22 protein-coding genes and 1 rRNA gene are annotated in these 23522 nt (G+C 47.5%); 13 read left to right on the forward strand and 10 right to left on the reverse strand.

Features of this window, described 5'->3' with window-relative positions; all coding sequences use genetic code 11:
* From P8O70_01290 to P8O70_01315, 6 genes are all read left to right on the forward strand, one after another.
* Positions 1–370, forward strand: a 370-nt coding sequence (locus tag P8O70_01290; GenBank protein MDG2195518.1) for an aldo/keto reductase, incomplete at its 5' end; no start/stop codon positions are given.
* Positions 371–409: 39 nt separating this feature from the next.
* Positions 410–802, forward strand: a complete 393-nt coding sequence (locus P8O70_01295) for a DUF3293 domain-containing protein (protein ID MDG2195519.1) — start codon at positions 410–412, stop codon at positions 800–802.
* Between the two features lie 73 nt (positions 803–875).
* Complete coding sequence (locus tag P8O70_01300) at positions 876–1442, forward strand: DUF805 domain-containing protein (GenBank protein MDG2195520.1); 567 nt, start codon at positions 876–878, stop codon at positions 1440–1442.
* Between the two features lie 81 nt (positions 1443–1523).
* Positions 1524–2546 carry a phenylalanine--tRNA ligase subunit alpha gene (gene pheS, locus P8O70_01305; protein MDG2195521.1) on the forward strand — a complete coding sequence of 341 codons (1023 nt, stop codon included), beginning with the start codon at positions 1524–1526 and terminating at the stop codon, positions 2544–2546.
* Between the two features lie 45 nt (positions 2547–2591).
* Positions 2592–3290: a heme ABC exporter ATP-binding protein CcmA gene (gene ccmA / locus P8O70_01310; GenBank protein ID MDG2195522.1), complete on the forward strand. Its 699-nt coding sequence runs from the start codon at positions 2592–2594 to the stop codon at positions 3288–3290.
* Positions 3287–4456 carry a U32 family peptidase C-terminal domain-containing protein gene (locus P8O70_01315; protein ID MDG2195523.1) on the forward strand — a complete coding sequence of 390 codons (1170 nt, stop codon included), beginning with the start codon at positions 3287–3289 and terminating at the stop codon, positions 4454–4456. Before ccmA ends, P8O70_01315 begins: the two co-directional genes overlap by 4 nt.
* On the opposite strand, the gene P8O70_01320 is transcribed toward P8O70_01315, so the two are convergent.
* The 10 genes from P8O70_01320 to P8O70_01365 form a co-directional block, all read right to left on the reverse strand.
* Positions 4423–5127: a helix-turn-helix transcriptional regulator gene (locus tag P8O70_01320; protein ID MDG2195524.1), complete on the reverse strand. Its 705-nt coding sequence runs from the start codon at positions 5125–5127 to the stop codon at positions 4423–4425. The genes P8O70_01315 and P8O70_01320 overlap by 34 nt on opposite strands.
* Entirely contained in the window at positions 5127–5267 is a 141-nt protein-coding gene (locus P8O70_01325) for a hypothetical protein (protein MDG2195525.1), read from the reverse strand. The genes P8O70_01320 and P8O70_01325 overlap by 1 nt, the downstream gene beginning before the upstream one ends.
* Before the next feature lie 354 nt (positions 5268–5621).
* Entirely contained in the window at positions 5622–9314 is a 3693-nt protein-coding gene (locus P8O70_01330) for a vitamin B12-dependent ribonucleotide reductase (GenBank protein ID MDG2195526.1), read from the reverse strand.
* A 376-nt stretch (positions 9315–9690) separates the two neighbouring features.
* Positions 9691–10290, reverse strand: a complete 600-nt coding sequence (locus tag P8O70_01335) for a DUF4254 domain-containing protein (protein MDG2195527.1) — start codon at positions 10288–10290, stop codon at positions 9691–9693.
* Positions 10271–10612: a FliM/FliN family flagellar motor switch protein gene (locus P8O70_01340; GenBank protein MDG2195528.1), complete on the reverse strand. Its 342-nt coding sequence runs from the start codon at positions 10610–10612 to the stop codon at positions 10271–10273. The genes P8O70_01335 and P8O70_01340 overlap by 20 nt, the downstream gene beginning before the upstream one ends.
* A gap of 9 nt (positions 10613–10621) precedes the next feature.
* The gene (locus tag P8O70_01345) at positions 10622–11404 is read right to left on the reverse strand and encodes an SDR family oxidoreductase (GenBank protein ID MDG2195529.1); all 783 of its coding nucleotides are present in this window, start codon (positions 11402–11404) and stop codon (positions 10622–10624) included.
* 97 nt (positions 11405–11501) lie between these two features.
* Complete coding sequence (gene asd / locus P8O70_01350) at positions 11502–12374, reverse strand: archaetidylserine decarboxylase (protein ID MDG2195530.1); 873 nt, start codon at positions 12372–12374, stop codon at positions 11502–11504.
* 5 nt (positions 12375–12379) lie between these two features.
* Complete coding sequence (gene ftsH, locus P8O70_01355; GenBank protein MDG2195531.1) at positions 12380–14212, reverse strand: ATP-dependent zinc metalloprotease FtsH; 1833 nt, start codon at positions 14210–14212, stop codon at positions 12380–12382.
* A gap of 212 nt (positions 14213–14424) precedes the next feature.
* A complete protein-coding gene (locus P8O70_01360; protein MDG2195532.1) occupies positions 14425–15630 on the reverse strand; it encodes a hypothetical protein in 1206 nt (401 codons plus the stop codon).
* A gap of 24 nt (positions 15631–15654) precedes the next feature.
* Positions 15655–16131: a 23S rRNA (pseudouridine(1915)-N(3))-methyltransferase RlmH gene (locus P8O70_01365; protein ID MDG2195533.1), complete on the reverse strand. Its 477-nt coding sequence runs from the start codon at positions 16129–16131 to the stop codon at positions 15655–15657.
* Between the two features lie 125 nt (positions 16132–16256).
* Here P8O70_01365 and aguB point away from each other — a divergent pair, with 125 nt between their 5' ends.
* The 7 genes from aguB to P8O70_01400 form a co-directional block, all read left to right on the forward strand.
* The gene (gene aguB / locus P8O70_01370) at positions 16257–17138 is read left to right on the forward strand and encodes an N-carbamoylputrescine amidase (GenBank protein ID MDG2195534.1); all 882 of its coding nucleotides are present in this window, start codon (positions 16257–16259) and stop codon (positions 17136–17138) included.
* Positions 17139–17259: 121 nt separating this feature from the next.
* On the forward strand, positions 17260–18276 hold the full coding sequence (locus P8O70_01375; GenBank protein ID MDG2195535.1) for a DUF4340 domain-containing protein: 1017 nt from the start codon (positions 17260–17262) through the stop codon (positions 18274–18276).
* Complete coding sequence (locus tag P8O70_01380; protein MDG2195536.1) at positions 18201–19238, forward strand: RluA family pseudouridine synthase; 1038 nt, start codon at positions 18201–18203, stop codon at positions 19236–19238. The genes P8O70_01375 and P8O70_01380 overlap by 76 nt, the downstream gene beginning before the upstream one ends.
* 17 nt (positions 19239–19255) lie before the next feature.
* Positions 19256–20971 (forward strand): phospho-sugar mutase, encoded by a 1716-nt coding sequence (locus P8O70_01385; GenBank protein MDG2195537.1) that lies wholly within the window; start codon positions 19256–19258, stop codon positions 20969–20971.
* On the forward strand, positions 20968–22458 hold the full coding sequence (locus tag P8O70_01390) for a hypothetical protein (protein MDG2195538.1): 1491 nt from the start codon (positions 20968–20970) through the stop codon (positions 22456–22458). Before P8O70_01385 ends, P8O70_01390 begins: the two co-directional genes overlap by 4 nt.
* 30 nt (positions 22459–22488) lie before the next feature.
* Complete coding sequence (locus P8O70_01395) at positions 22489–23187, forward strand: metal-dependent transcriptional regulator (protein MDG2195539.1); 699 nt, start codon at positions 22489–22491, stop codon at positions 23185–23187.
* Positions 23188–23388: 201 nt separating this feature from the next.
* Positions 23389–23522, forward strand: a 16S ribosomal RNA gene (locus P8O70_01400); the annotation flags it as partial.

Raw genomic sequence — 23522 nt, forward strand, 5'->3', positions numbered from 1 at the left:
CGAACTGGGTCTCAGCAGGTTTGCAGAAGGCGATACGCGTCTTACGATGCCACGCTTTCAGGAGCCCAATATTTCTCAAAATCGTGAACTCATCAAAAAGCTCAGTCAAGTCTGTGCTGAAATCAGTTGTTCTCTAGCACAGATAGCAATTGCATGGCTGCTAGCCCAAGGTGAGCGCGTGCTGCCGATTCCAGGGACAGTCAAGATTGATCACTTGGAAGACGATCTTGGAGCTGCTTCTGTAACGCTCTCAGCCGAAATTTTGTCGAAGTTGGATGACTTGTTTCAGCCTGAGAAGATTCATGGTTTTCGTTATCCATCCCTGGGAATGTCAGAGGTTGACACGGAGCGCTTCGCCTGTGAACAGTAGGTTTTAATCTCAGACAGAATTAATGGATGTTGCGTAAAGATGTCATGCCTGCCGGATATTTACTTTCAGACTCGATTCAGTTCTAGTAGCCCAGTTCTTCAATGGCCAAAAGCTTTTGCGATCATCACGGCTTGGCCTACGACAGGGGAGATTTGGTCTGAAGAAGAAATTCAGATTCAGGCAAAGCTTCTACAAGAGGTCTTGGAGCAGCGTAATGTCTGGCGTGTGAAATTAACCGGCTATTCTCCAACTGATGGGCATTCTGAACCTGGCTGGGCGGTGGATCTGAATTTTGATGAGGCCTGCACCTTGGGCCTCTGCTTTCGACAGCATGCCATCTACTGGATCATGGAGGATAAGTTGTTTGTCAGCCTCTGTGATTCAGAACGGCTGTGTGTAGAAGTCGGAAGCTTTCGGGAGCATCTGGATTGAAAATCTGAAGGTCCAGCCCAGAGGAGAGTTTGACTGCAAAACCGCTACCTAACGACCATCATCTAATTTGCCAATGGATAACGAAGAAAAGCTTCGTCGTCTGAGAATGAAGGCCGAAGAACGGGAAAGAGTTCGAGAAGAACAGCTCCAAAATGAAGATTCTTTGCAAGCCCTAAGGGAAGTCTACGGTCTGAGTGAGGCGGAACTCCAAAAACTCCAGCAGGAAGTTGAAACAGAGTACGCTGCAGAACAAGAGTCAGGACAACAACAGATCCAGCGTTGTTATGGCAGTTGGGCTTCCATCAAGCAGTTGTTGTTCACTGCTAAAGGGAGACTCTCACGTGGTGATTTCTGGTTGGCAGAATTGGGTGTTTTCGTTGTTCACTCACTGATCGCTGCTTCAACTGTCAGCTATCCAGTATTGGGTATACTTGCCCTAATTTGCTGGTTGGCGCACATCAATCTTGCTATCAAGCGTTGTCACGACCGAGGATATTCTGGCTGGTTTCTACTCCTTGGTATTGTTCCTGTCTTTCAGTTCTGGCCGATGGTGGAACTCTTCTTTCTGGCCGGAGAAAACGGAGAGAATCGGTTTGGTTCGGAGCCTGGAGAATCAGGCTCTACTGACAACTGTGCCTGACTTCTTCCTTGCGCAATTGCGGGTTTCCCTGCAAGGTGAATATTTCTCACTATTGATTCGAATCCTTACTAAAAAATCTGAATGCAAGACAAAATTCGCATCCTCAAAAAACAGGCTTTCAACGATCTTCAGCAAGTAGACAACACGGAATCCCTGCCTGGTTGGTTTCGTGATTATTTGGGGAAGAAGGGAGCGGTGACAGCACTGCTCAAACAGCTCGGAACTGTTGATGCTGAAGAACGCCCCCAAGTTGGCAAAGCTATCAATGATTTGAAAACAGAATTGCAGGATTCCTTCGATTCTTTACAGGAGCGGTTGCGCCAGCAAAAGATGGAAAAGGAGATCGCTTCGGATTCAATTGATGTCACACTCCCTGGACGACCCTTTCCTACGGGGCATCTCCATCTGACTACCCAGACGTTGCGCAAAATCTATCAAATTTTTGCTGAGATGGGCTTTCAGGTGTACGAGGCTCCAGATGTGGAAACAGATGCCTATAATTTCCAAGCACTCAACATCCCTGAGTACCACCCTGCACGAGACATGTGGGATACCTTCTGGGTCAACAAGGAAGTAGTATTACGAACCCACACCTCACCGGGCCAGATTCGAGCGATGAAGGAATTTGGACCAGAGCCCATTCGGGTGATTCTACCTGGTAAATGCTATCGATATGAGCAGATCACTCCTCGATCTGAACACCAGTTCTATCAGGTCGAAGGTCTGGTGTTGGGCCACAAGATCCGGATGACAGATCTGATTGGGGTAATGAATGAGTTTGCGCGTAAGATGTATGGTAGCGAGCGCAAGACACGGATTCGTGGCAGCTACTTCCCATTCACAGAACCGAGCATTGAGATTGATATGGACTGCATACTTTGCACAGGAGAGGGCTGCCGGGTTTGCAAGTACACATCTTGGCTGGAGGTTGCTGGGGCTGGCATGGTTCATCCAGTTGTCTTGAAAAATGGCGGCTACGATCCCGATGTTTGGAGTGGCTTTGCTTTCGGTATGGGAGTGGAGCGTCCAGCGATGCTCAAGCATGGCATCCGTGATATCAGATACTTCTACGGTAACAACCTACAATTTCTGCAGCAGTTCTGAGTTTGGTACTTCTCCGCCTGTTGTTCTGCTAGCGATGATCTCTCCATGACTGCTCTTCTTGGGCTGCGTAACCTGAGCAAACGCTTCGGCTATCGTACAATTCTCCAGGAACTGAATCTGGATATTCAAGCGGGAGAATGTGTTCTCCTGCTAGGCAACAACGGGGCTGGTAAGTCCACGCTGTTACGGCTATGTGCGACCCTGCTCAAGCCGCAGCAGGGGCAGATTTTGTATGAAGGGAAGCCCATTGATGAAGATAAGCATCGCTACCTAAGAGATATGGGTGGCATTGCCCACGAAAGCCGCCTCTATGGAGATCTTACACCAAGAGAGAACCTCCACCTCTTTGGTGTTCTCTATGAATTGAAGGATTTGCCACAGCGAATTCCTCAAGCACTGCAGGATGTTCAACTCAGCCAGGCCATCGACCTCCCCGTCAAGACCTTCAGCAGTGGAATGACCAAACGGACGGCAATTGCGCGGCTGTTGTTGCAGCAACCGAAGCTTTTATTGCTGGATGAACCCTATACAGGATTGGATCAGAATTCAGTTCGATGGTTTCAGGAATATCTCCTTGATTTTAGGAACCAGGGAGGAACCTTGTTGCTTGTGACCCATCAACTGGAACTCGGATTGGAGTTGGCCACCCGGGTACTCCTACTCAGTCACCGCAAGATTATAAAAGATCAATCTTCCTCCACGATGAATCTCTCCGAATGCCAGCAGTGGCTAAGTCAGTCATGATCCAAACTCTCACCCAAATTGATTCTGCAGAGCAACTAGAACAGCTTCCACCCGATTCTGTTTCAGAGGTGATTCTCGCACACAAGCGATTGAGTCGACTTGGAAAATTGGAAACAGAACCGTTGCTAGAACTTGCTGAACAGGCTCATAAAAGAGGCATTAGGGTCTATATGCAGTGGGATCTGCTGGCAACAGAAAATGACTTCCGACGAATGTTACTGGAGGTTCTGGAGCAGATCCCCTTAAGTTCATTTGACGCAATCCGTGTTCAAGATGTAGGCGCCTTGGAGTGGTTGAGGCAACATCCTGCCAAGCCTAAGATTCACTGGATTGCTGAGACAGGCCACCATAATCTTCCCAGCCTGCAGCGCTGGGTTGCATATGTGGGATCAGTGTTAGAACGAATTGTTCTTTCGACAGAGTTACCTCTCCCAATTCTAAGCGAGTACTGCAGAGAACTATCTGTCTCATGTGAGTTGTTGGCTGTGGGGCGCATCCTATTGTTCTACAGTCCTAGAAAACTACTTTCTCCGGTCCTTGGTTCTCCAACTGAGATGACTCTGGCCACAGTGACCTCGACAGATCAGCACCATCACGAATTTCCAGTTATGGAGCACCAGCATGGAACTCTAATGTTCCACCATCGTGATCTTTTCTTACTGGATCGGATTGAAGATCTTCGAACGAGTGGGCTGCGCTATTTGCGTTTTGACATACAACACATGGAACTGCAGATCTGGTTGCCTCAGCTACAACAAGTGGTTAGGGACGGCCTGGACTCAGATGGCAAACAAATCAGATCTAGTTGGCCAATGCAGACAACGCAGGGATTTTTCAGAGCAAACCGAACTGAACGCCCGATTGAAAAATTGAAAAACCCCAACCTGCGTTATTTGGATGGAGAAGTGGTTGGATATGTTTTGGAAGTGGCGAGTCGAGAATATATGGCGGTAGCCAGTCGGCGTAGTTTTGCTCGGGGTGATGAAATGATTTTGATTACACCGGAAGGGAAACGAATCCCTTTTGTAGTGGAAGACTTGCGGAATTGGGAGCAGCAAGAGGTGGAAGTAGCAGAGGCAGGAGGCTTGTGGCTGCTTCCTCACGAGCGCTCAGCCACAGCCCAGTCTTTGCTTTATTTTGCAGATTTTTTTTCAGATGGAGATTGAGGAGGCACTCGAGTATCCCGCAGCAGATCAGAAACTCCCTTTTCTGACATTCCCATGAAGGCTCCAACGGTGGCTCCCATGATGCCTGCCATTGCGGCACCGATTCCAACGCTTGTGCTCACTCCCAGTTTCATTGACTCATCCATCATGTCCAATGTCGATTCGGCAAGTTGCTGGCTAGCTTCTGCAGCTTCAATCGCATTTTGAGCAAGCTGCTTGTTGAGCTGTAGAGCCATCGTTGCGGCACTCACTTGAGAGGCTTTTACACGATGCTTTGGTAGACTGGAATTGGCGAGCTTTTCAATCTCACTTAGGTTGTCGCTGAAAAGACGTTCGGAAAGATCACTCAATGAATCTTCGTCCAATTCACGGATCATCTGATAAAGTAGTTCAATCTCACTACGTCCAAACAGCAAAAACACGGGATTGACTTTAAGAGCTAAGGCAATTCCTGCGATCGTGGAAAGTCTTGGATCAACTTCTCCTCTCTCGATTTGAGCTATGGCAGTGGTCGAGTGTCCTGAATCTTCTGCCAGCTGTTCTTGGGTGTAGGTGCGTCCGAGAACCTTTGCTTTTGCTTTGCGTGCCGAGATGATGTTATTCGCAAGAGTGGCCCGTAGCTCTTCTTTGATCTTGGAGACGTCTAAGGCTTCCGACACATGACTATTCATTACTTATCCTGCCAGAAGTTACCCTGATTTGATACGATTCCCATTCCTAGTTGCTGATACTGTCGGATTCGTTCGTACACATTCCCAATAGTGTTCGATTGTAACTGCTCCAATGCCTGAGTCGATTGGGATGAGGGCAAGATTATACTCCCCACATTCCAATGGGTATCCGAGCCAGTGCCTTTTGCCAGGCTTCGATTGTGGCCAGGTTCTCATCAAAATTGCTCTGCAGTACTTGCCAAGCTGGAAAAATTGATTTTCCATCGAAAAAGATGCGACAAGACCTGAAAAAAGTTGGTAATACTGTGCCTTCAAGGCAAGCATTAAGTTATCAGTACAATAGTGGGCTTGCTATTAAATTACAAGAATAATTGCTTTTTAAGCAACTAGGAATGATTTAGCGATTTGTAATTTAAAATGGAGGAAAGTGATGAATTTAGGGAGGGGTAGGCATCTCGTTCACCAAAACGAGATGCCTTCAAGCCTTAGAAAACTTAAGAGCAGCCGCTAGTGTGACCACAGGAAACGCACTTTAAACAGGCTCCGTTCCGGACCATGGTGAATTGACCACAATTTCCGCAGTTCTCACCTTCGTAGCCCTTGGTACGAGCTTCACGAATCAATTCATTGCGGCTGCGTCCTTCCATGTTCCAGTCACCCAGCAGAGAGAGCATCCCATGATTTGAGAGATCACTATCACTGGTTTCTGGTGCTAAACCGTTTCCGTTGTAGCTACCTTGCGCAGCCACTACATCTCCGACAGCAGGTTCTTCTTCAGTTGTTCGAGCAAGGTAAGCCTGACTTTCTTCCAGAGTTAGTGTCCGCTCAGAAACAACTTTCTCGTCATGATACTCTGGTGGACTGATTTGCTTGCCATAAGAGTGCAGCGAGCTGGAACGCAAGTCTTCTGGTGCGACGTGTGCTAGATCTGTTCGGTCTAGATAGGTAATGGCTAGTTCTCGGAAGATATAATCAATGATTGAAGTACTGACCTTGATCGCATCATTACCCTGCACCATGCCGTTTGGTTCAAAGCGGGTGAAGACAAAGGCTTCAACATATTCTTCCAAGGGTACGCCATGCTGCAATCCCAAGGAAACCGCAATTGCAAAGCAGTTCATCATGCTCCGGAAAGCGGCTCCTTCCTTATGCATATCGAGGAAGACCTCCCCAAGTTGACCATCTTCATACTCTCCAGTTCGCAGGTAGAGCTTGTGGCCACCGATAGTCGCTTTCTGTGTATAGCCCTTGCGTCTACCGGGTAGCCTTCTACGTTTGGCAATGTAGCGATGAATGACTTTCTCAGCAATGCGCACTTCGCGGTGTTGTGCAGGAAGTAGCTCTTCATCCAACTCTTCATCAAAATCACCAATATCGTCAACGGCGCTGGTATTCAGTGGTTGGCTAAGCTTTGAGCCATCTCGATAGAGGGCATTGCACTTGAGTCCAAGCTGCCAGGAGAGATGGTAGACGTCTTTGATGTTCTCAACAGAGGCTTGTCCAGGCAAATTGATGGTTTTTGAAATGGAACCTGAGATAAAAGGCTGTGCGATAGCCATCATTCGTACGTGGGATTCAGCAGACAAGTAGCGTTTCCCTTTCTTACCGCACTTGTTTGCACAATCAAAGACATCGTAGTCGGAGCGCTTCAGATGAGGTGCGTCCTCAATAGTCATCGTGCCGCAGACGTAGTCGTTGGCAGCATCAATTTCTGATTCACGGAAACCTAGATGCTGAAGAATGCTGAATTCTGGATGATTCAGTTGATCTTCATTGATTCCCAAGGTCTTTATGCAGAAATCATCACCGAGTACCCAACGGTTAAAGACAAATCGGATGTCAAAGGCTGCGGGCAATTGTCCTTCGATGATTTGTAGCAACTCTTCGGTGAAACCCTTCTGACGAAGCACCTCTGGATTGATACAGGGGCTTCCACTGAGAGAACCACGTCCCTTGGTGTAATTGACGATATCCTGAACCTGCTGATCGTTATAACCCAATTTGACGAGAGCAGGTGGAATCGACTGGTTGATAATCTTGAAATATCCTCCACCAGCAAGTTTCTTAAACTTGACCAACGCAAAGTCGGGTTCAATTCCAGTAGTGTCACAGTCCATCAGTAATCCAATGGTCCCCGTAGGAGCAATGACTGTCACCTGAGCGTTACGGAATCCATACTGTTCACCGAGTTCTACAGCTCGATCTGCATCAGCCTGCGCGGCTTGTAACAACTCAGGGGGGCAATGCTGACTGTCAATAGCCACTGGCTTGATGGTCAGCCCTTCGTATTCACGATCTGAGGCACGGTAAGCGGCCCTACGATGATTTCTTAGAACACGCAGCATTCCGTCTTTATTTCTTCCATAGCCAGGGAACGGCCCCAATTCAGAGGCCATTTCTGCAGAAGCTGCGTAAGCACTCATGTGCATGATGCAGGTGATTGCTCCACAGATTGCCCGAGCCTTCTCTGAGTCATAGGGAATTCCATTGACCATTAGGAATGTTCCTAGGTTTGCGTAGCCCAGACCGAGAGTTCGGAACTCGTAAGATAACTCCGCAATTCGTCGACTTGGGAATTGAGCCATCAGGACGCTGATTTCGAGAACAATGGTCCAGAGCTGAACTGCGTGCCGGAAGCGCTCAATGTCGAGTTCGCCATTCTCATTTTGGAAACGAAGAAGGTTCAGGGACGCTAGATTACAGGCAGTATCATCCAGGAACATGTATTCACTGCAGGGATTCGATGCTCGGATGGGACCGTCTACTTCGCAGGTATGCCATTCGTTGATGGTTGAATCGAATTGTAACCCTGGATCGGCAGAGGCCCAGGCCGCATAAGCAATCTGTTCCCAAAGTTCACTAGCTCTTAAGGTCTGGCAGGCTTTGGGTTCTCGTTCTTCTTCACAGGACTTAGCCAGTTCTGTTCTCCAGTACAACGACCAGTCCTGATCCTGCTCAACAGCAGTCATGAACTCATTGGTGATGCGAACAGAGTTGTTTGCATTCTGCCCAGCTACGGTGCTGTAGGCCTCTGAGTTCCAATCAGTATCGTACTCATCGAATTCAACGCCAGTATATCCCTGTTTGGCAAGGTGAATAATTCGCTCTACGTAGTTCAAGGGCATACTGGAAGCACGAATTTGCAGGAGAACCTTTCGCAAGTGCTTGTTTTTCCGCCGGTCAAAGCGTTCAGAAATTTCAGGCCAAGAGTGGCATGCCTGGAAAAGTTCATTAATCAGGAATTTGATCTGCTTTGAACCTGCGACCAGAGCAGCAACCTTCTGTTCTTCTTTCACTTTCCAGTTGACGAACTGCTCAATGTCTGGGTGATCAACATCCAGGCAGACCATTTTTGCAGCTCTGCGTGTGGTCCCACCTGATTTGATCGAACCAGCGGCTGTATCCCCGATTCTTAGGAAAGACATCAATCCCGAAGAGACGCCTCCGCCAGACAGGGGTTCTTTGCCACCACGAAGATCCGAGAAGTTGGATCCCGTTCCAGAGCCATATTTGAACAAGCGAGCTTCTCTGACCCAGAGATCCATAATCCCTCCCTCTTGGACCAGATCGTCCTTGACGGATTGGATGAAGCAGGCATGTGGTTGGGGATGACTGTAGGCGTCTTCAGATTTTTTAATCTCCTGAGACTTTGCATCGACATAATAATGCCCCTGAGCAGGTCCTGTGATTCCATAGGCCCAGTTCAAGCCGGTATTGAACCACTGTGGAGAGTTAGGTGCCACCATTTGATTGGCGAGCATGTAGCGAAGCTCGTCATAGAAAGCCTGGCTCGAAGACTCATCATTGAAGTAGCCATACTTGTGTCCCCAATACGTCCAACATCCGGATAAGCGATCAAAGACCTGACGAGCATCATTCTCTGAAACCATTTTCTCATCTGCTGGCAGCTTAGCCTGCTTGGTTTGATCAGGTACTGAGGCCTGTAACCAATTTGGGATACCTTCTTCCGAGCGTTTACGACGATGTTTGGGGATGCCAGCTTTTCGGAAGTATTTTTGGGCCATGATGTCAGAAGCCACCTGGGACCAGGTTTTAGGGACCTGTACGTCCTTCCATTCGGCGACAACCGATCCGTCGGGGTTGCGGATGACCGAGCTGCGGGATTCAAACTCCAGAGAAGCATAGGGGTCTTTTGCAGCTTGAGTAAACAATCGATCAATCTTCATAGCCTTACCTGGGAACAGCGTTGTGGACTCAATGGTGTTTTGCAGACAGAAAGGGAGCGATGCAGGAACGTGCAAATGAGGGATGCGGGGGAGCGTGTAATGAGAGACGTCTCCGGTGCCCCTGAACGGTCACCGTTCTCATCCATGAGATGGAAGCGGAATATTACGGTAGCCAATCTTCCAAGAGAAAGCAACGCCCCAACTGATCTCACAGAGCTAAGTTAGCGATATCGCTAATTAATTTTTTTTATTTAGAGTAAGTTGCTGATTTATCTATTGGAAAATAAATCTTTAGAAAATCGTTAGTGGAAACAAGGATATGCGAAAACTGGGCTGGAATCAAAGATGACCAAAAGTTTCCAAAAACTAAGACCTGCTAGCCTCTGGATCGGCGATACAACACAGGGTTGAGGGTAGCGTCATTATACATTTTCATCTGCCGATAGATCTTCATTTGTTTTCGTCCATCTAGCAAATCCTCCCAAAGTTGGTTGAGAGAATTGCCAAGATCAGAACGCTGCTCCTTGAGCACAAACAGCTTTGCCTGGCAACGTTGTCGATGGTCTTCAGCAGCATCTGCCCGGTTTACCTGTTCCTCCATGTGGAAGATTTTTAGTGCACTGATGGACAGCCGATCAATAATGCTGCCTGGGGTTTCACTATTAATGGGGGCATTGGTAGATGGTTTAGCAACTTCCTGCAGATGTCCCAGCAGGTGCTCATCCAACTGTTCAATCAAGTCGTTCCGTTGCTGATTGAGCTTGTCTATGTTTCGTTTCACCTGGGCTATGATACGGTCTGTTGCGCCAGAATCCCTAGCGAGGTCTTCTTCGTGCCAAAGTGAGAAATTGGCCCAGTGCTGACGGTCGAGCAAGCTCTCGAAGTCGCTGTCTTCTGAGACTTCGTAGGGGGCTTGATGCCAACGATCTACAAGGTGAAGTTGCCGTGTAAGAAACTCAGGAACGGGAGGGATCATGATGAACACGTGACATGGATTTGAGCCGAGTTTCTGGTGATTCAATCTGTACGATCCGGGCCCCAACCTTTTCTTCGACAACAACCGTTTGTGCTCTGGCGATCTGACGGTCATTAACCCAAACTTCCAGCGGTTCTTTTGGCTTGGAGTCTAGTTCAATGACGGAGCCTTGTCCCAAGCGCAGCACTTCACTGATATTCATCATGCACTCTCCCAAGATCAACCTGGTCTCCAGTGGGAGATCTAGTAACTGCTCGGTCTGGGGATGTCTAGCAGCCGAAAGTTTAGCAATCTTTTGTGTGGAATCGAATTGAGTTGCCATGAAGCTACTTCAGTTAGCCATGATCGAGTAACCACAATCTACGTAGATCAACTGCCCCGTGATTCCACTGGCAGCATCACTTAGTAAAAACGCAGCAGTGTTTGCTACTTCAGCTTGGGTGGCGGTTCGTTTCATGGCAGAGTGTTCACCAGCGACTCGGATCATCTCAGAAATGTCCTTGATACCTGCTGATGATAGAGTGCGAATCGCACCGGGGGAGAGAGAGTTGATTCGTATGTTTTCGGGGCCTAACTCCCTTGCCAGATAACGCGTACAAGATTCAAGAGCTGCTTTTGCAGGTCCCATCACATTATAATTTGGAACTGCTAGAGTGGAACCAATAAAACTCATGCTGACGATGCTACCTCCACCACGCTTACGCATCATTGGAATGACTCCCTTCGCAAGAGGAAGCAGAGAGTAAGCGCTGATTTCCATCGCCTTGTTGAATCCATCCCGCAGGGTTTCTGAGAAGGGCTTGCTGAGATCTTGGGTATCTGCATAGGCAAGGCTGTGTACCAAAAAGTCTAATTCTCCCCATTGCTCATCCACCTGCTTGATAAGCGCTTCAATCGACTCGTCGGAGGCTACGTCACACTCTGCTATCAGCGTAGCGTTGGTCTGCTCTCCCAGTTTGCGAACATTGGCTTCAAAACGGCCTTTGGGATCGCACAGAAACGTTAGCCCTAATTCAGCTCCCTGTTGGTACAGTCGTTCTACGACCGCCCAAGCGATACTACGCTGGTTGCCAACACCGAGTACCAAACCTCTTTTTCCAGAAAAATCAATCATCTGTTTTCATCCATTCCAGGGGAACGTTTAGATGTGCTAGATGAGCCAGGTGCCCAGCAGCAAATGTTTTCAAACGCTAAAGCTCTCGTGGGAAAAATCAAGGAGTTTCAGATGAATGAAAATGTCCAATAGCTTCTCCGAGGCGAACCGTTTGGCCTAGCTCAAGCGAATTCAACCCAACTTGGTCTTTTCGGAACAGCAAAACCACAGTTGATCCAAGCTCAAAGCGCCCAAGCTCTTCACCAGCTTTCAAGGGATATGGTATAGGTAGAGATGCCTTAAGGATTTTAGCACCAGGTCGGTTGGAGTAGGTTGCGTGGTATACGGTACGAATCCTTCCGACTACAGTAGCACCAACCTTGACCAGTGCACACTCGCCATGTTCTGTATCAATGTATGAAATCCAACGTTCATTCCGGGCAAAGAGCCTTGGTACAAAAGCCAATCCCAATGGGCTGACAGTCCACAACTCACCCGGTATGTATGCGAATCGACTGACAGATCCGGTGGCCATGCTATGAATACGGTGATAGTTATAGGGTGCCAGGTAGATTGTCAGATAGATTCCTCCCTCGTATTCATGCGCAACAAAGGAATCTTGAAGCAGGTCAGTCAGTAGATACTCTTTGCCCTTTGCTTGTAAAAGTGTTTCCTGAGTGATTGTTCCAAAGAACCCAATCGTTCCGTCAACTGGACAGATCAGGCTATTTTTTTCTGATGAGATTGGGCGTGCTGCCGGCTTGAGCGGTCGTGTGAAGAACTCGTTGAAAGTCTGGAAGTCTTCTAGCTTCTGAGGGCACTCGCTGAGATCAACATTGAAGTAACGAACGAAGGAGCGAATCAGGATTTGGTGCAGCAGGTAGGAAGGCCAGCGTTGGTCAGCAATCCAACCACAAATTCGGCTAAAGTTTTTTTTGGGAAGCAACGCCAGGCTCAGGAAGCGTAGGCACTGCCACCAATTCGATTCCATATCGTTCAGTTCAGGGAAATCTCGACTTTTGGAAGTTGAGGCTTGCCTAACATCTCCATGATATGGCTTCCCTCAATTGTTTCTTCCTCCAGAAGAGTTTGGGCAATCTGATGCAATGTATCGAGGTTGTCTCTCAGTAGCTGGCAAGCTTGCTCGTAATGAGACTTCACCATGTCTCTCATTTCTGTGTCGATCTGCTCCGCTGTGTCTTCGCTGTACTCCCTCTCTTTACCCAAAGCTTGCCCCATCACACTTTGCTGATCATCACTTCCCAGCACGATAGGTCCAAATTTGTTGTTCATGCCCCACCGACAAATCATATTGCGAACGGTCTCCGTAGCTTGCTGAATATCGTTGCTGGCTCCTGTCGTCAATTGGTCAAAAATTACTTCTTCAGCTGCCCGTCCACCCATTGCAATCGTGATCCGGTTGCTCAGATATTCGACGTCGTAGGAATGATTGTCATTCTCAGGAAGGTAGGCTGTAACTCCCAAAGCCCGTCCACGTGGAATGATCGTCACCTTGTGGATTGGATCTGCATTAGGCAAGAGGGCAGATACTAGAGCATGCCCTGCCTCGTGATAGGCTGTGGTTTTTCGCTCATCTTCCGACATGACCATACTCTTGCGCTCAGGGCCCATCATTACTTTGTCTCGGGCCCACTCTAATTCAGCCAAGGTAATCTCTTTCCGGTTGGAGCGTGCAGCGAAGAGAGCGGCTTCATTAATCAGGTTCCGTAGATCAGCGCCAGAAAACCCTGGTGTCCCTCGGGCAATAATGCGGAGTTCCACATCAGGTGCCATCCGGACTTTTGCCGCATGTACTCCAAGAATCGCTTCCCGACCACGAACGTCCGGTAGAGATACATAGACCTGTCGGTCGAATCTTCCTGGTCGCATTAGGGCAGGATCCAAGACATCTGGACGGTTGGTTGAAGCGATAACGATGATTCCTTCGGTTGCATCAAAGCCATCCATCTCAACGAGCAGTTGGTTCAGAGTCTGTTCTCGTTCATCATTACCGCTTCCCATCCCAGCTCCACGACTGCGTCCGACAGCATCAATCTCATCGATGAAGAGTATACAGGGCGCATTGCGGCGACCTTCTTCAAACAAATCACGGACTCTGCTTGCCCCAACACCGACAAACATTTCTACAAAGTCTGATCCGCTGATGCTGTAAAATGGTGCTCCTGCTTCACCTGCTACTGCTTTTGCTAGCAGGGTTTTACCAGTTCCTGGAGGCCCTGACATCAGTACCCCTTTAGGTATCCGTCCACCCAAGCGCCTGAACTTGGCAGGATCTTTGAGAAAGTCGATGGTCTCTTTCAATTCTTCCTTGGCTTCATCAGCCCCCGCGACATCTTGAAAGGTTACCTGGTGTTGATCAGGCTCGATTCGCTGTGCTCGACTACGCCCCAGAGAGAACAGCTTTCCAGCCCCTCCTTGCATTCGGCGCATCAGGAAGATCCAGATCGCAAAGATCAGGATGAAAGGCCCCCAGTGAATCAGCACGTTGAGATACCAGGGAGTTTCCGGCTCTGGCAGATAGTTCAGTTGGACATCTTTCTCACGCAGCAGCTCGGTCAAGCCAACATCATTGGGAGGAACAAAGGTGCGATAGGCCATGCCATCGTTGGTGAAACCTTCTACCACAGTATCTCCAATGAATTGAGCACTGGCAATATCACCCATGTTGGCCCGAGCAATGAAATCCGAATAGATCATCTCGTTCATGTTCTGTTCGCGTCGTGAATCACCACCAAAGGTGTTCACCATGAAAATTGCTAGGATCAGAATACTGAGGATGATCAGAATGTTTTCGTTCTTCCAGTTCATATAGACTGCACCTAAGTTAAGGAGTTGAAGGTATTAACTTATATTTTGATTTTAGGCTTAAATTAGATTGGAACGCAAGGAATTCTGGGAAATCTATAATGAGAAGCACAAATGGGATGGTGTTGTAATAGAATTAGGGAAGAAGCTACTCCCAAGTTTAGTTGAGATTTTTGATCCGGTCATAAAATCTACCTTCAGTCGTAGTACTTCATCTAATTTGCTGGGTTTACCGGAGTGAGTTGGCTGGCGGCTTCCAGAGCAGTTTCTGGTTTTTTCAGCTTCAAAGCGAGTTGGTAACGCAGTGCGTGGTAGAGTGATGCCGCAGCATTGGAAGATTCGGGTTGCATTTGCTGAAGGCGACGCTGGGCTTCATCTGTGTTACCACTGCGCAAGTTAATACGAGCAAGCGTCAAAGTGACATAAAGCGAAGTCTTGGAAGAATTTTCCAAGCGCTCCAGCATGTCATAGATCGTCTGATTGTTGCCGGTATCAGTGTAGAGTCGTTCCAACTCATCGAGCAGGCGAGGCGTCCCATTCTGTTCGAAGCTTGTGCGCAACAATTCGGCTGCCTTGATTGACTGACCGTTCTGGTGAAGATGATGCGCTTCGCTGATCGCTGCTGAAACAGAATAGAGGTGCTTGATTGCTTTTTTGCCACCAGGCAAATATGCCATATTCCAGTTGTTGAGTAGCTCAGGTTCCTGCTCTGCGGCAAGATGGAGCCTTTGCTCATGCCGGGATCGCACTTGATTGCCGATCACACCATCTGGATATAGCTCTAGAATATGTCGTTCCTGTCGCACACAGGCGGGCCAATCTCCACGTTGGACATAGACTTCGCGCAATCCCATCAAGGCTTCTGGATGATTATGAGCTAATCGGTCGATTTCGTGGCTCAACTGCTCTGCAATCCCCCACTCTCCAACTTCCAAGGTGAACTGCTGGTAAGGTAGCAATACTTCCAACTCATTCGGAAACTCCTGCCGTAGCTGAAAGAACCCCTGTAGCATGCGTGGAGTATCCCAGATGTAACGTTTGCTGATTAGATTTTTCACGCGAATGTCCAACGGAGCTCTCCGTGGAGTGATTCGAGCAAACAATCGTTTTACTCTTTTAAGATCACAGGACAAACAGGCACGGTGAAAATCCCGATAGGTGTCAATCCTTCGCTGCTGACGAGCTTTTTCCAAGGAAACACGAAAGCGCTGGAAGAAGCGGTCTGGATGCAGTACCAAGGACCGCAACTCAGAGGCCAGGAATCCTAGGACAGAGAAAACGAGCATTACTGCCCAGAGAGGAATATTCAGCGAAAGGGAAGGCGACAGGTATAAGAAAATCGTGTCGCTATTGAGGATCGCAAAGTAGCCCAGCCCGCTGAGCGCAAACAAAGCAGCTGCCAATAAGATCAGTATTCGCATGAATTCTCTTGGAGAGATATTTTGTCAACGGTGATGGTATGGTTCACCGTTGAGAATAGTAAAAGCCCGATAAACCTGTTCCAGTAAAATCAGACGAACCATTTGATGACTGAAAGTCATCGGGGATAAGCTTATGTGTTTTGTATGCTGCGGAAACGCCTCGCAATCAACACCATAGGGACCGCCCACCATGAAAGTAATCTGTGGTACGGATTGCAGATGGCAATTTTCCAGCCATCGTGAGAGGCCAACCGAGTCAAGTTGTTGACCTTGCTCGTCCAGTAAAATGGACTGCTCACCTGGGATTAGGCGCTCCTGTAATGCCTTGGTTTCTACTTGTTTTCGTGTGATCTCTGGTAACGATTGCCAACGTCGTTGTGGCTTGATTTCTTCCATAACAATGTGGGCATAGTGCTGGAGGCGCTGCTGATAGATTTTCAGCCCCTCCCGCAGATAGGCCTCTTGCGTTCGGCCAATCCAGAGAAAACGAATACGGAGCATGGCATCAAAGCGAGAAAATCATCTACCTCTACGGGAGCATCAGCAAAAAGTAAAGCCATGCCGTCACTAGCTCTGTCAAAGCAGTTTGTCCCAGCGAATTCAAGGCTCTATTTTCAAGGAAATTCATGAAAACAGTGACTGTTGCGGCACTACAGCGATCTTGGTCAGATAACACCGAAGAAAACGTCCAGCGAGCAGAAGATTGGATCAGGATTGCAGCAGCAAAAGGAGCCCAACTCATCTTGCTACCTGAACTTTTCGAATCACCCTACTTCTGCAAAGAGCAGCGCTCTGTACATTTTGATCGTGCACATCCGGTAAAACAGCACCCAACACTTCTCAGGATGCAGCAGCTTGCTCGTGAATTGGCTGTGGTTCTGCCAGTTAGCTTTTTTGAGCAGGCTGGTCCAGTATTTTTCAATTCCTTGGCAATGATTGATGCTGATGGTGAGTTGTTGGGCCTGTATCGTAAATCGCATATTCCTGATGGACCAGGCTACCAAGAGAAGTTCTACTTCTCACCTGGGGATACAGGTTTTCGTGTCTGGATGACTAGATATGGATGTGTTGGGGTCGGTATTTGTTGGGATCAGTGGTTTCCAGAAGCTGCGCGCTGCATGGTGCTCAAAGGAGCTGAGATCTTGCTCTATCCAACAGCGATTGGTTCTGAACCCTTAGCTCCAGAATGGGACTCTCAAGCACACTGGATGCGCGTTATGCAGGGCCATGCAGCAGCCAATATGGTCCCCGTGATCACAGCCAATCGAGTTGGGGTAGAAACTGGAGAAGAGCATACACTTAGTTTTTATGGCTCCTCATTCATTGCGGGTTCAATGGGTGAACTTCTTCAGACCGCACCAAGAGATGAGGAATCTATCTTGTTACAGTCGTTTGATCTGGAAACGCTCAGAATACAACGACAAAGCTGGGGTGTTTTTCGTGACCGCAGACCAGACCTGTATGAACCAATACTGAGCTTGGAAGGAAGGGTGAAGCAACACTCTTGAATCTCTTCGGGAAAGAAATGATCTTGAATTTGAAGGGTGTTCTCATAGCTTACTAATTTTGTGATCTTATAATTTGGATTAAAAATATCGGCTCTCACACAGAAGGATCTAAGGAGTTGGTATGTGTAAAATATTGTTTGCGCTAACACTGGTCTTATCGGCAACTGGTTTTTTTCTAGTTTGGCAGGAACAAGGTTCGTCGCGAGCCGCCAACAAAATGGGTGGTCCAAAAACCTTACTAGATGAACTAAAGGTTGAGGAGTTGGCGACACTGCGGATCAGCACTGTGGATCAAGACTTTGAATTGAGGCAAGTCGATGAGACATGGCGAGTTGGGGAATCGGACAGGCCTGCTGAGAGTCAACAGGTTCGCAAATTACTATTGGCTCTGTTGGAAACTAAAGTAGGTGACGTAGTGACCAGTAATCCTGAGCGACATCCTCGACTGGAATTAGTTGATCCGGAAGCTGGAGGTAACGGCACTGCAAAGCGTCTGGAGTTGATAGATCAGCAGCAACGATCGGTGCTACAACTTTTGATTGGAAAGCCAAGAGAACAGGGTGACGGGCAATACATCCGGTTTTTTGGTGAAGAAACGGCTTTTCTAATTGCAGAGCAACTCCCCCTTGAGGATTCAGAAGTCGGCTGGATGCAGAAAAATCTCTTCTCTTTGGATGATGCTTCCATTCAAGTCCTAAAAATCGAAACACCAGGGGGTGTTGAATACAGCTTGGAACATAACGCAGAAGCTACTGATAAGTGGAAGCTGTCAGATCAGCAAGCTGTCGAACAACTCAACACTTCTATGGTAGAACGGATGGCTAGTGCTTTGCGCAGTCTAGAGTTTGATGCCTTGAAGTCCGCTAAAACTCCACCTGAAGAAGTTGGCCGCAATGAGATCTTTCAAGTCACAGGAACTTTTAGCGACGGTAGAGTTCTGAAGATGTCGATAGGTGCAACAGAGGTTGCTGAACAGCATTGGATCAGTCTTTTGTTAAGGAGCAACAGCGATAATCAAACGATGAATCAGGAAATAGAGCTGCTGAATCAGCAGACGGAGCCATGGATCTTTGCAATCTCTGCCTATTCGATTCAAGCTTTGTTGAAAGATCGCTCTGCTTTGTTGGAGCAGAAGTAGTGGCACTGCAGATGATAGAGGGCCATACGGAACTGAGCTTCCAGTATGCTCGAGTCAATGGTCAAGAAGAGACTCTGTTAGAATTTTTGCTCCGACGCTTTCGTTACTATGGTCCAAAGGAGTGGGGAGATCATATTAAATCCGGCCATCTATTGGTGGATGGTCAGCAAGGGAAGGCAGGACAAAAGCTGCGAAACAACCAACGGGTGGTCTATCTACGTCCTGATTCGCTTGAACCTTCTGTGGATGCCGATTATCAGGTACTCTTTGAAGATGAGTGGCTAATCGGTTTGAATAAGTCTGGAGACCTTCCAACCAGCCCTTCAGGTAGGTACTTCAAGAATACACTCATGCACCTTGTTCGCGAGCGCTTTGGTTGGCAGAAACTCTATACGATCCATCGTCTAGATCGAGAGACCAGCGGAGTCGTATTATTTGCCAAGACTCATCAAATGGCTCAGCAGATGGCGGCTTTGTTCCGTGATAAGCAAATCCGCAAGGAATACCGTGCAGTCGTCACCGGTTCATTACCCGAGGAAGAAATGCTGATCTCGAAACCTATTGGGCCAGACCTATCTAGCTCCATTCGGATTAAGCAATCGGTTTGTGAGGACGGAAAACCAAGTGAGACACGCTTTCGCAAGTTACAAACTATTGGAGGGTGTGCTTACCTGCAAATTCATCCGATGACTGGGCGGACCCACCAGATTCGTGTACATGCGGCAGCTAGTGGATTCCCAATTGTTGGAGACAAGCTTTATGGACTGCCAGAGAAAGATTTTTTGCGTTGGCTGGAAGAAGGAGAAGCTTTTCTAAAAGCTAGGAACTTACCGAACCGCCACCTCTTGCACGCCCACCAGATTGATTTCGTTCATCCCCAAACAAATCAGCAGATTTGCCTGTTGGCATCAGATGAAAAAATGCTTCTTCATCTTCCTGCCGAGGAAGAACTAAGCCACTAAACACCCGTTGAGGTAGTATGCCAAATGTTCGTGAGATTGCTCAGTATTGGGCAGAGACCAATTGCTTTGATGGACCGACGCGTGAAGAAGCAAAACTATTGCTGGAAACAGCAACAGAAGAAGAATTGATGGATCGTTTCGGGACAACCTTGGAGTTTGGTACAGGTGGTCTGCGTGGGGTAATGGGAGTTGGTCTGAACAGGATGAACCGTTACGCCGTTATGCAGGCTACAGAAGGTTTGGCTCGCTACATTGAGAAGCGCCAAGAAATAGATGCATCAGGAGTTGTGATTGGCTTTGATTCGCGAAACAATTCAGAGGTGTTCGCCCGTGCTGCAGCTGAGGTTTTGGCTAAGCACGGTATCCAAGTTTATCTATTTCGTGACATCGTTCCTACACCGATGGTCTCTTATGCCTTGCTGCAAAAAAAAGCAGTAGCAGCGATCATCCTGACCGCGAGTCATAACCCACCTGAATACAATGGCTACAAAGTGTACTGGAAACATGGAGGTCAGATTATCCCACCAGATGATGAGATGATTATCGATGAGGTCCGTAGTGTAGACGACATTGCGGAGATTCCTCAGATGGATTTCGAAGAAGCTTTACAGCAAGGTCGTATTGAGTGGATTGAAGATGACATTGATCTGGAATATCTAGAAAATTTGCTTCCACTGAGTTTCGGTAAGCCGTCTCAGAACGAGCAGTTGGGAGTGATCTACACCCCACTTCATGGAACTGGAGGCCGGCTTGTTCCACGCTTGCTGAAGGAACGTGGTTTCACCAACGTGCACTGCGTTGCGAGTCAAATGATTCCTGATGGAAACTTCTCAACAGTACTTTCTCCAAACCCTGAGGATGCAGCGGCCTATGAACTACCAATAGCGGAAGCTCAGGTGGAACATCAGCTAATTCTTGCCAACGATCCCGATGCTGATCGCCTTGGTGTGATGGTTCGGAATAATAAACAGGAATGGGTTCGGCTGAATGGGAATCAGATCGGTGCTCTCTTACTAGATTTTGTACTCGGGGTTCTGCAAGAGAGTGGAAAGCTGCCAGAGAATGGTCTCTACATCGGATCGATCGTGACATCTCCTCTGGGTAAGCGTATTGCTGAACACTATGGTTTGGCCGTGAAAGAAGTTCTCACAGGTTTCAAATGGATTTGGTCTGTGGCTCTCCAGGCAGAATCGGAAGGCCAGAAATTCCTCTTCGGAATGGAGGAGAGTCATGGTTATTTGATGGGAAATCACACAGGTGATAAGGATGGTGTCTGGGCTGCGATGGCTTTTGCAGAAATGGTAGCCTCACTCAAGGCTCAGGGTAGTAGTCCAATCCAGCGCTTGGAAGAATTGTATCAGCAATATGGCTTTCATCTGGACTCTCTGCACAATCAAAATTTTCTTGGTCTTGAGGGCAAGCAACAAATGGAAGTGACACTTTCACAACTCCGTGAGAACCCACCGGAGCAGCTGGCAGCCTTGAAAGTCGAACGGATCATCGATCTACTTACTGACCAAGTGTGTATTCCTGGAAGTCCTGAGATACAGGTTGGACCCGGCTTACCAAGGTCGAATGTGATTATTCTGGAACTGGAGCAGAGCGCACGAGTAATCGTTCGTCCATCAGGTACAGAGCCGAAAGTAAAATACTATTTCAATTTGAGTGGAGAGAGAGAAGAGCTGCAAGTAAGATTGGCCCAGCTTAAAGCATCACTGGGTCTTAGTACATGAGACTCTTCCTCTTTTTGCTGATAGCAGTAGGGCTTTGGTCTCAAGGATTACAGGCTCAGGGTGTTGTTTCAGAACGTGGTCAGGCTGCTGTTCGGGTTTACAATGAAAATTATGTCCGAGCTCGCGAGTCGGCAATTGCAATTGCCAAGAAAGATATTCTGACCCGAACGATGACTCAATTTCTGAAACCCGAAGACTTGGAACAGCTTTACCCTGTTTTGGAGAATCGGTTACTCAACGAACCTGATTCATTTATCGAGTCAACTAGAGTGATCGAAGAATTTGCTGATGATAAGGCTCAGGAATTCTTCGTTATCATGGAGGCCCGCCTTTATCGCTCCAGAATTATAGGAGGTCTACAGCAACTGGCAATTCAACTGCAAAATGATCTCACGCAACCAGTTTCTATTCGGTTACGTTTTGATGAGAGCGAGTGGTTTGTTAAGGCGGATCAAGAAAAATTGCTGAAGAGCATGTTGCAGCGCCGACTTGCTCCCTATCGGATTTTTCTCAGTGAAGAACAGGAAAATCCTGATGCCCCAGTCTTCGACCTACGCTTTAGTAAAGCTGCACAACAACTTTTGAATGAGAATTTCAATTCTGCCACCGTCGGTATCCAATTGCTGCTAAAAAACCAAAGTCAAACACTTGGGGAGGTTTACGCACAACGCTTGATCAGCAATCGAAATGCAGGCTTTGTGATTGCTGTTTTGTTGGATCAATTAATGTTGGATTGGGCTCCTCTCATTCGAGATCTTCGCCAATTGCAACGAAAAGATGATGAACAGCTCCGGCTTGAAGTGTTGAATGCTCCTTCTGCAGACATGGAAGATGAACTCATTAGATCAGTGGGGAGGCAGATCGGTTGGAATCAACCAACGTTACACATGCTCACACCCTATAGTGTTGTTTACCAAGGGAGGCCAGAACAACAGCATTCAGCAATTTTTGAGTCTCTACAGGAGTTCCAAGAGTCTCGATTTCGTTCTAGAGAGCTTGGCCAGGACCAATCTACTATCTTTTGGCGTCTTGATTGGAACGAATCTCTGCAATCTTTGAATAAAGCGCTTGCAAACCCACTTGATTGGCCAGAGACGAAGCCCGTCATTGATTGGATTTTACCTGAAAACCAGCAGGGAATCTTTTATTTACCGATACAGTCCTTGGTTTATGCAGAGTTGTCTAACCGTGTAAGCAGCCACTGGTTGTTTCTTAAGTTGCCCAAAGAGGTCAAAGCAAATTGGCAAATATCTTGGGATGTGCTTGGAAGTACAAAACTACAGCCAGAAATTTTCCTTCTTGACTCCAAGCGCAAGCGCATACATCAGCAATTGATGATGAAAAAAAAAGCAATTACAATTAATTACGAAAATATACCAGAAAATGGGAAATTATTTCTAAGGATTTCAGACGAAATTGGCTATATTAAATCGTCTGTTGGTGGGTACCAAAGTTTTCGATACGTAATACGTGTAGAAAAGAAATGATCTCAGGAATTTGAAGGGCTTTGTAAGATCATGGAAGGCCGTCAGTCTGTTGTTGTTGGTGAATATCTTCACCTGATCTACCGAATCCAAGGAATGGGTCGGGTGGTGAAAGCTTCTACGCTGGTTCAAAGATTAGATAGTAGTCCCTCTACTGTTCATGCAACACTACGTCGGTTGGAACGTGACGGATTAGTGAATCTCAATGATCGTAAAGAAATTGAACTGACTGAGGAGGGAAAAGAAAGTGCTGCGGGTATTGCCCATCGCCATAATCTCGCAGAATATTTTCTTTGGCATGAATTAAAAATTCCATGGTATCTAGTCCACACACACGCACACAGTTTAGAGCATGCGATCACTCCTTTGGTTGCTACTCGCCTAGAAAAATATCTTGGGCACCCGAAATTTTGTCCTCATGGGTCTCCGATGCCCGGGATCAAACACCCTCACACATCTCTACTGAACCTAAGCGAAGTTTCAACAGGTACAAAAATCGAAGTTGTAATGCTGGACGAGTCTATTGAAGACGAGGAAGATCTCCTCAAATATCTACAAGATTCTCTGGTGATGCCAGGGCAGAAGCATATTGTTCAGGAACGAATTGACGTGGCCCACACGATGCTCTTGCAGTCTGAGAATGGACTGGCAAATCTTCCTTATGACATCGCGGCTTTAATTAGCGTACGCGAAATTGCTGACAACGACTCCTTTTCTTTTGATCCTTCCTAACAATTTTCATATTATCTTCAAACATCGCTTGACATCCTTAGTGAGGATTTATATTCTCATAAGCTTTCGCGAGTTATCGTGAGTTCTTTGAGAGTCGATGTGAGGCGAGGCGAACTTCAGGGTGTTTTAAGACTCGGGGTTTGCTGTTAATAGAAGGAGCCCTGAAGTCTGTTAATAGACTTTGAGTAGAAAACAAGTATCAAACACAAGAGTTTGATCCTGGCTCAGAACGAACGCTGGCGGCATGCTTCATACATGCAAGTCGAACGTGAAAGGCCTTCGGGTCGAGTAAAGTGGCGCACGGGTGAGTAACGCGTAGATAATCTGCCCCGCTG

This window comes from SAR324 cluster bacterium (genome assembly GCA_029245725.1).
Lineage (GTDB): Bacteria > SAR324 > SAR324 > SAR324 > NAC60-12 > JCVI-SCAAA005.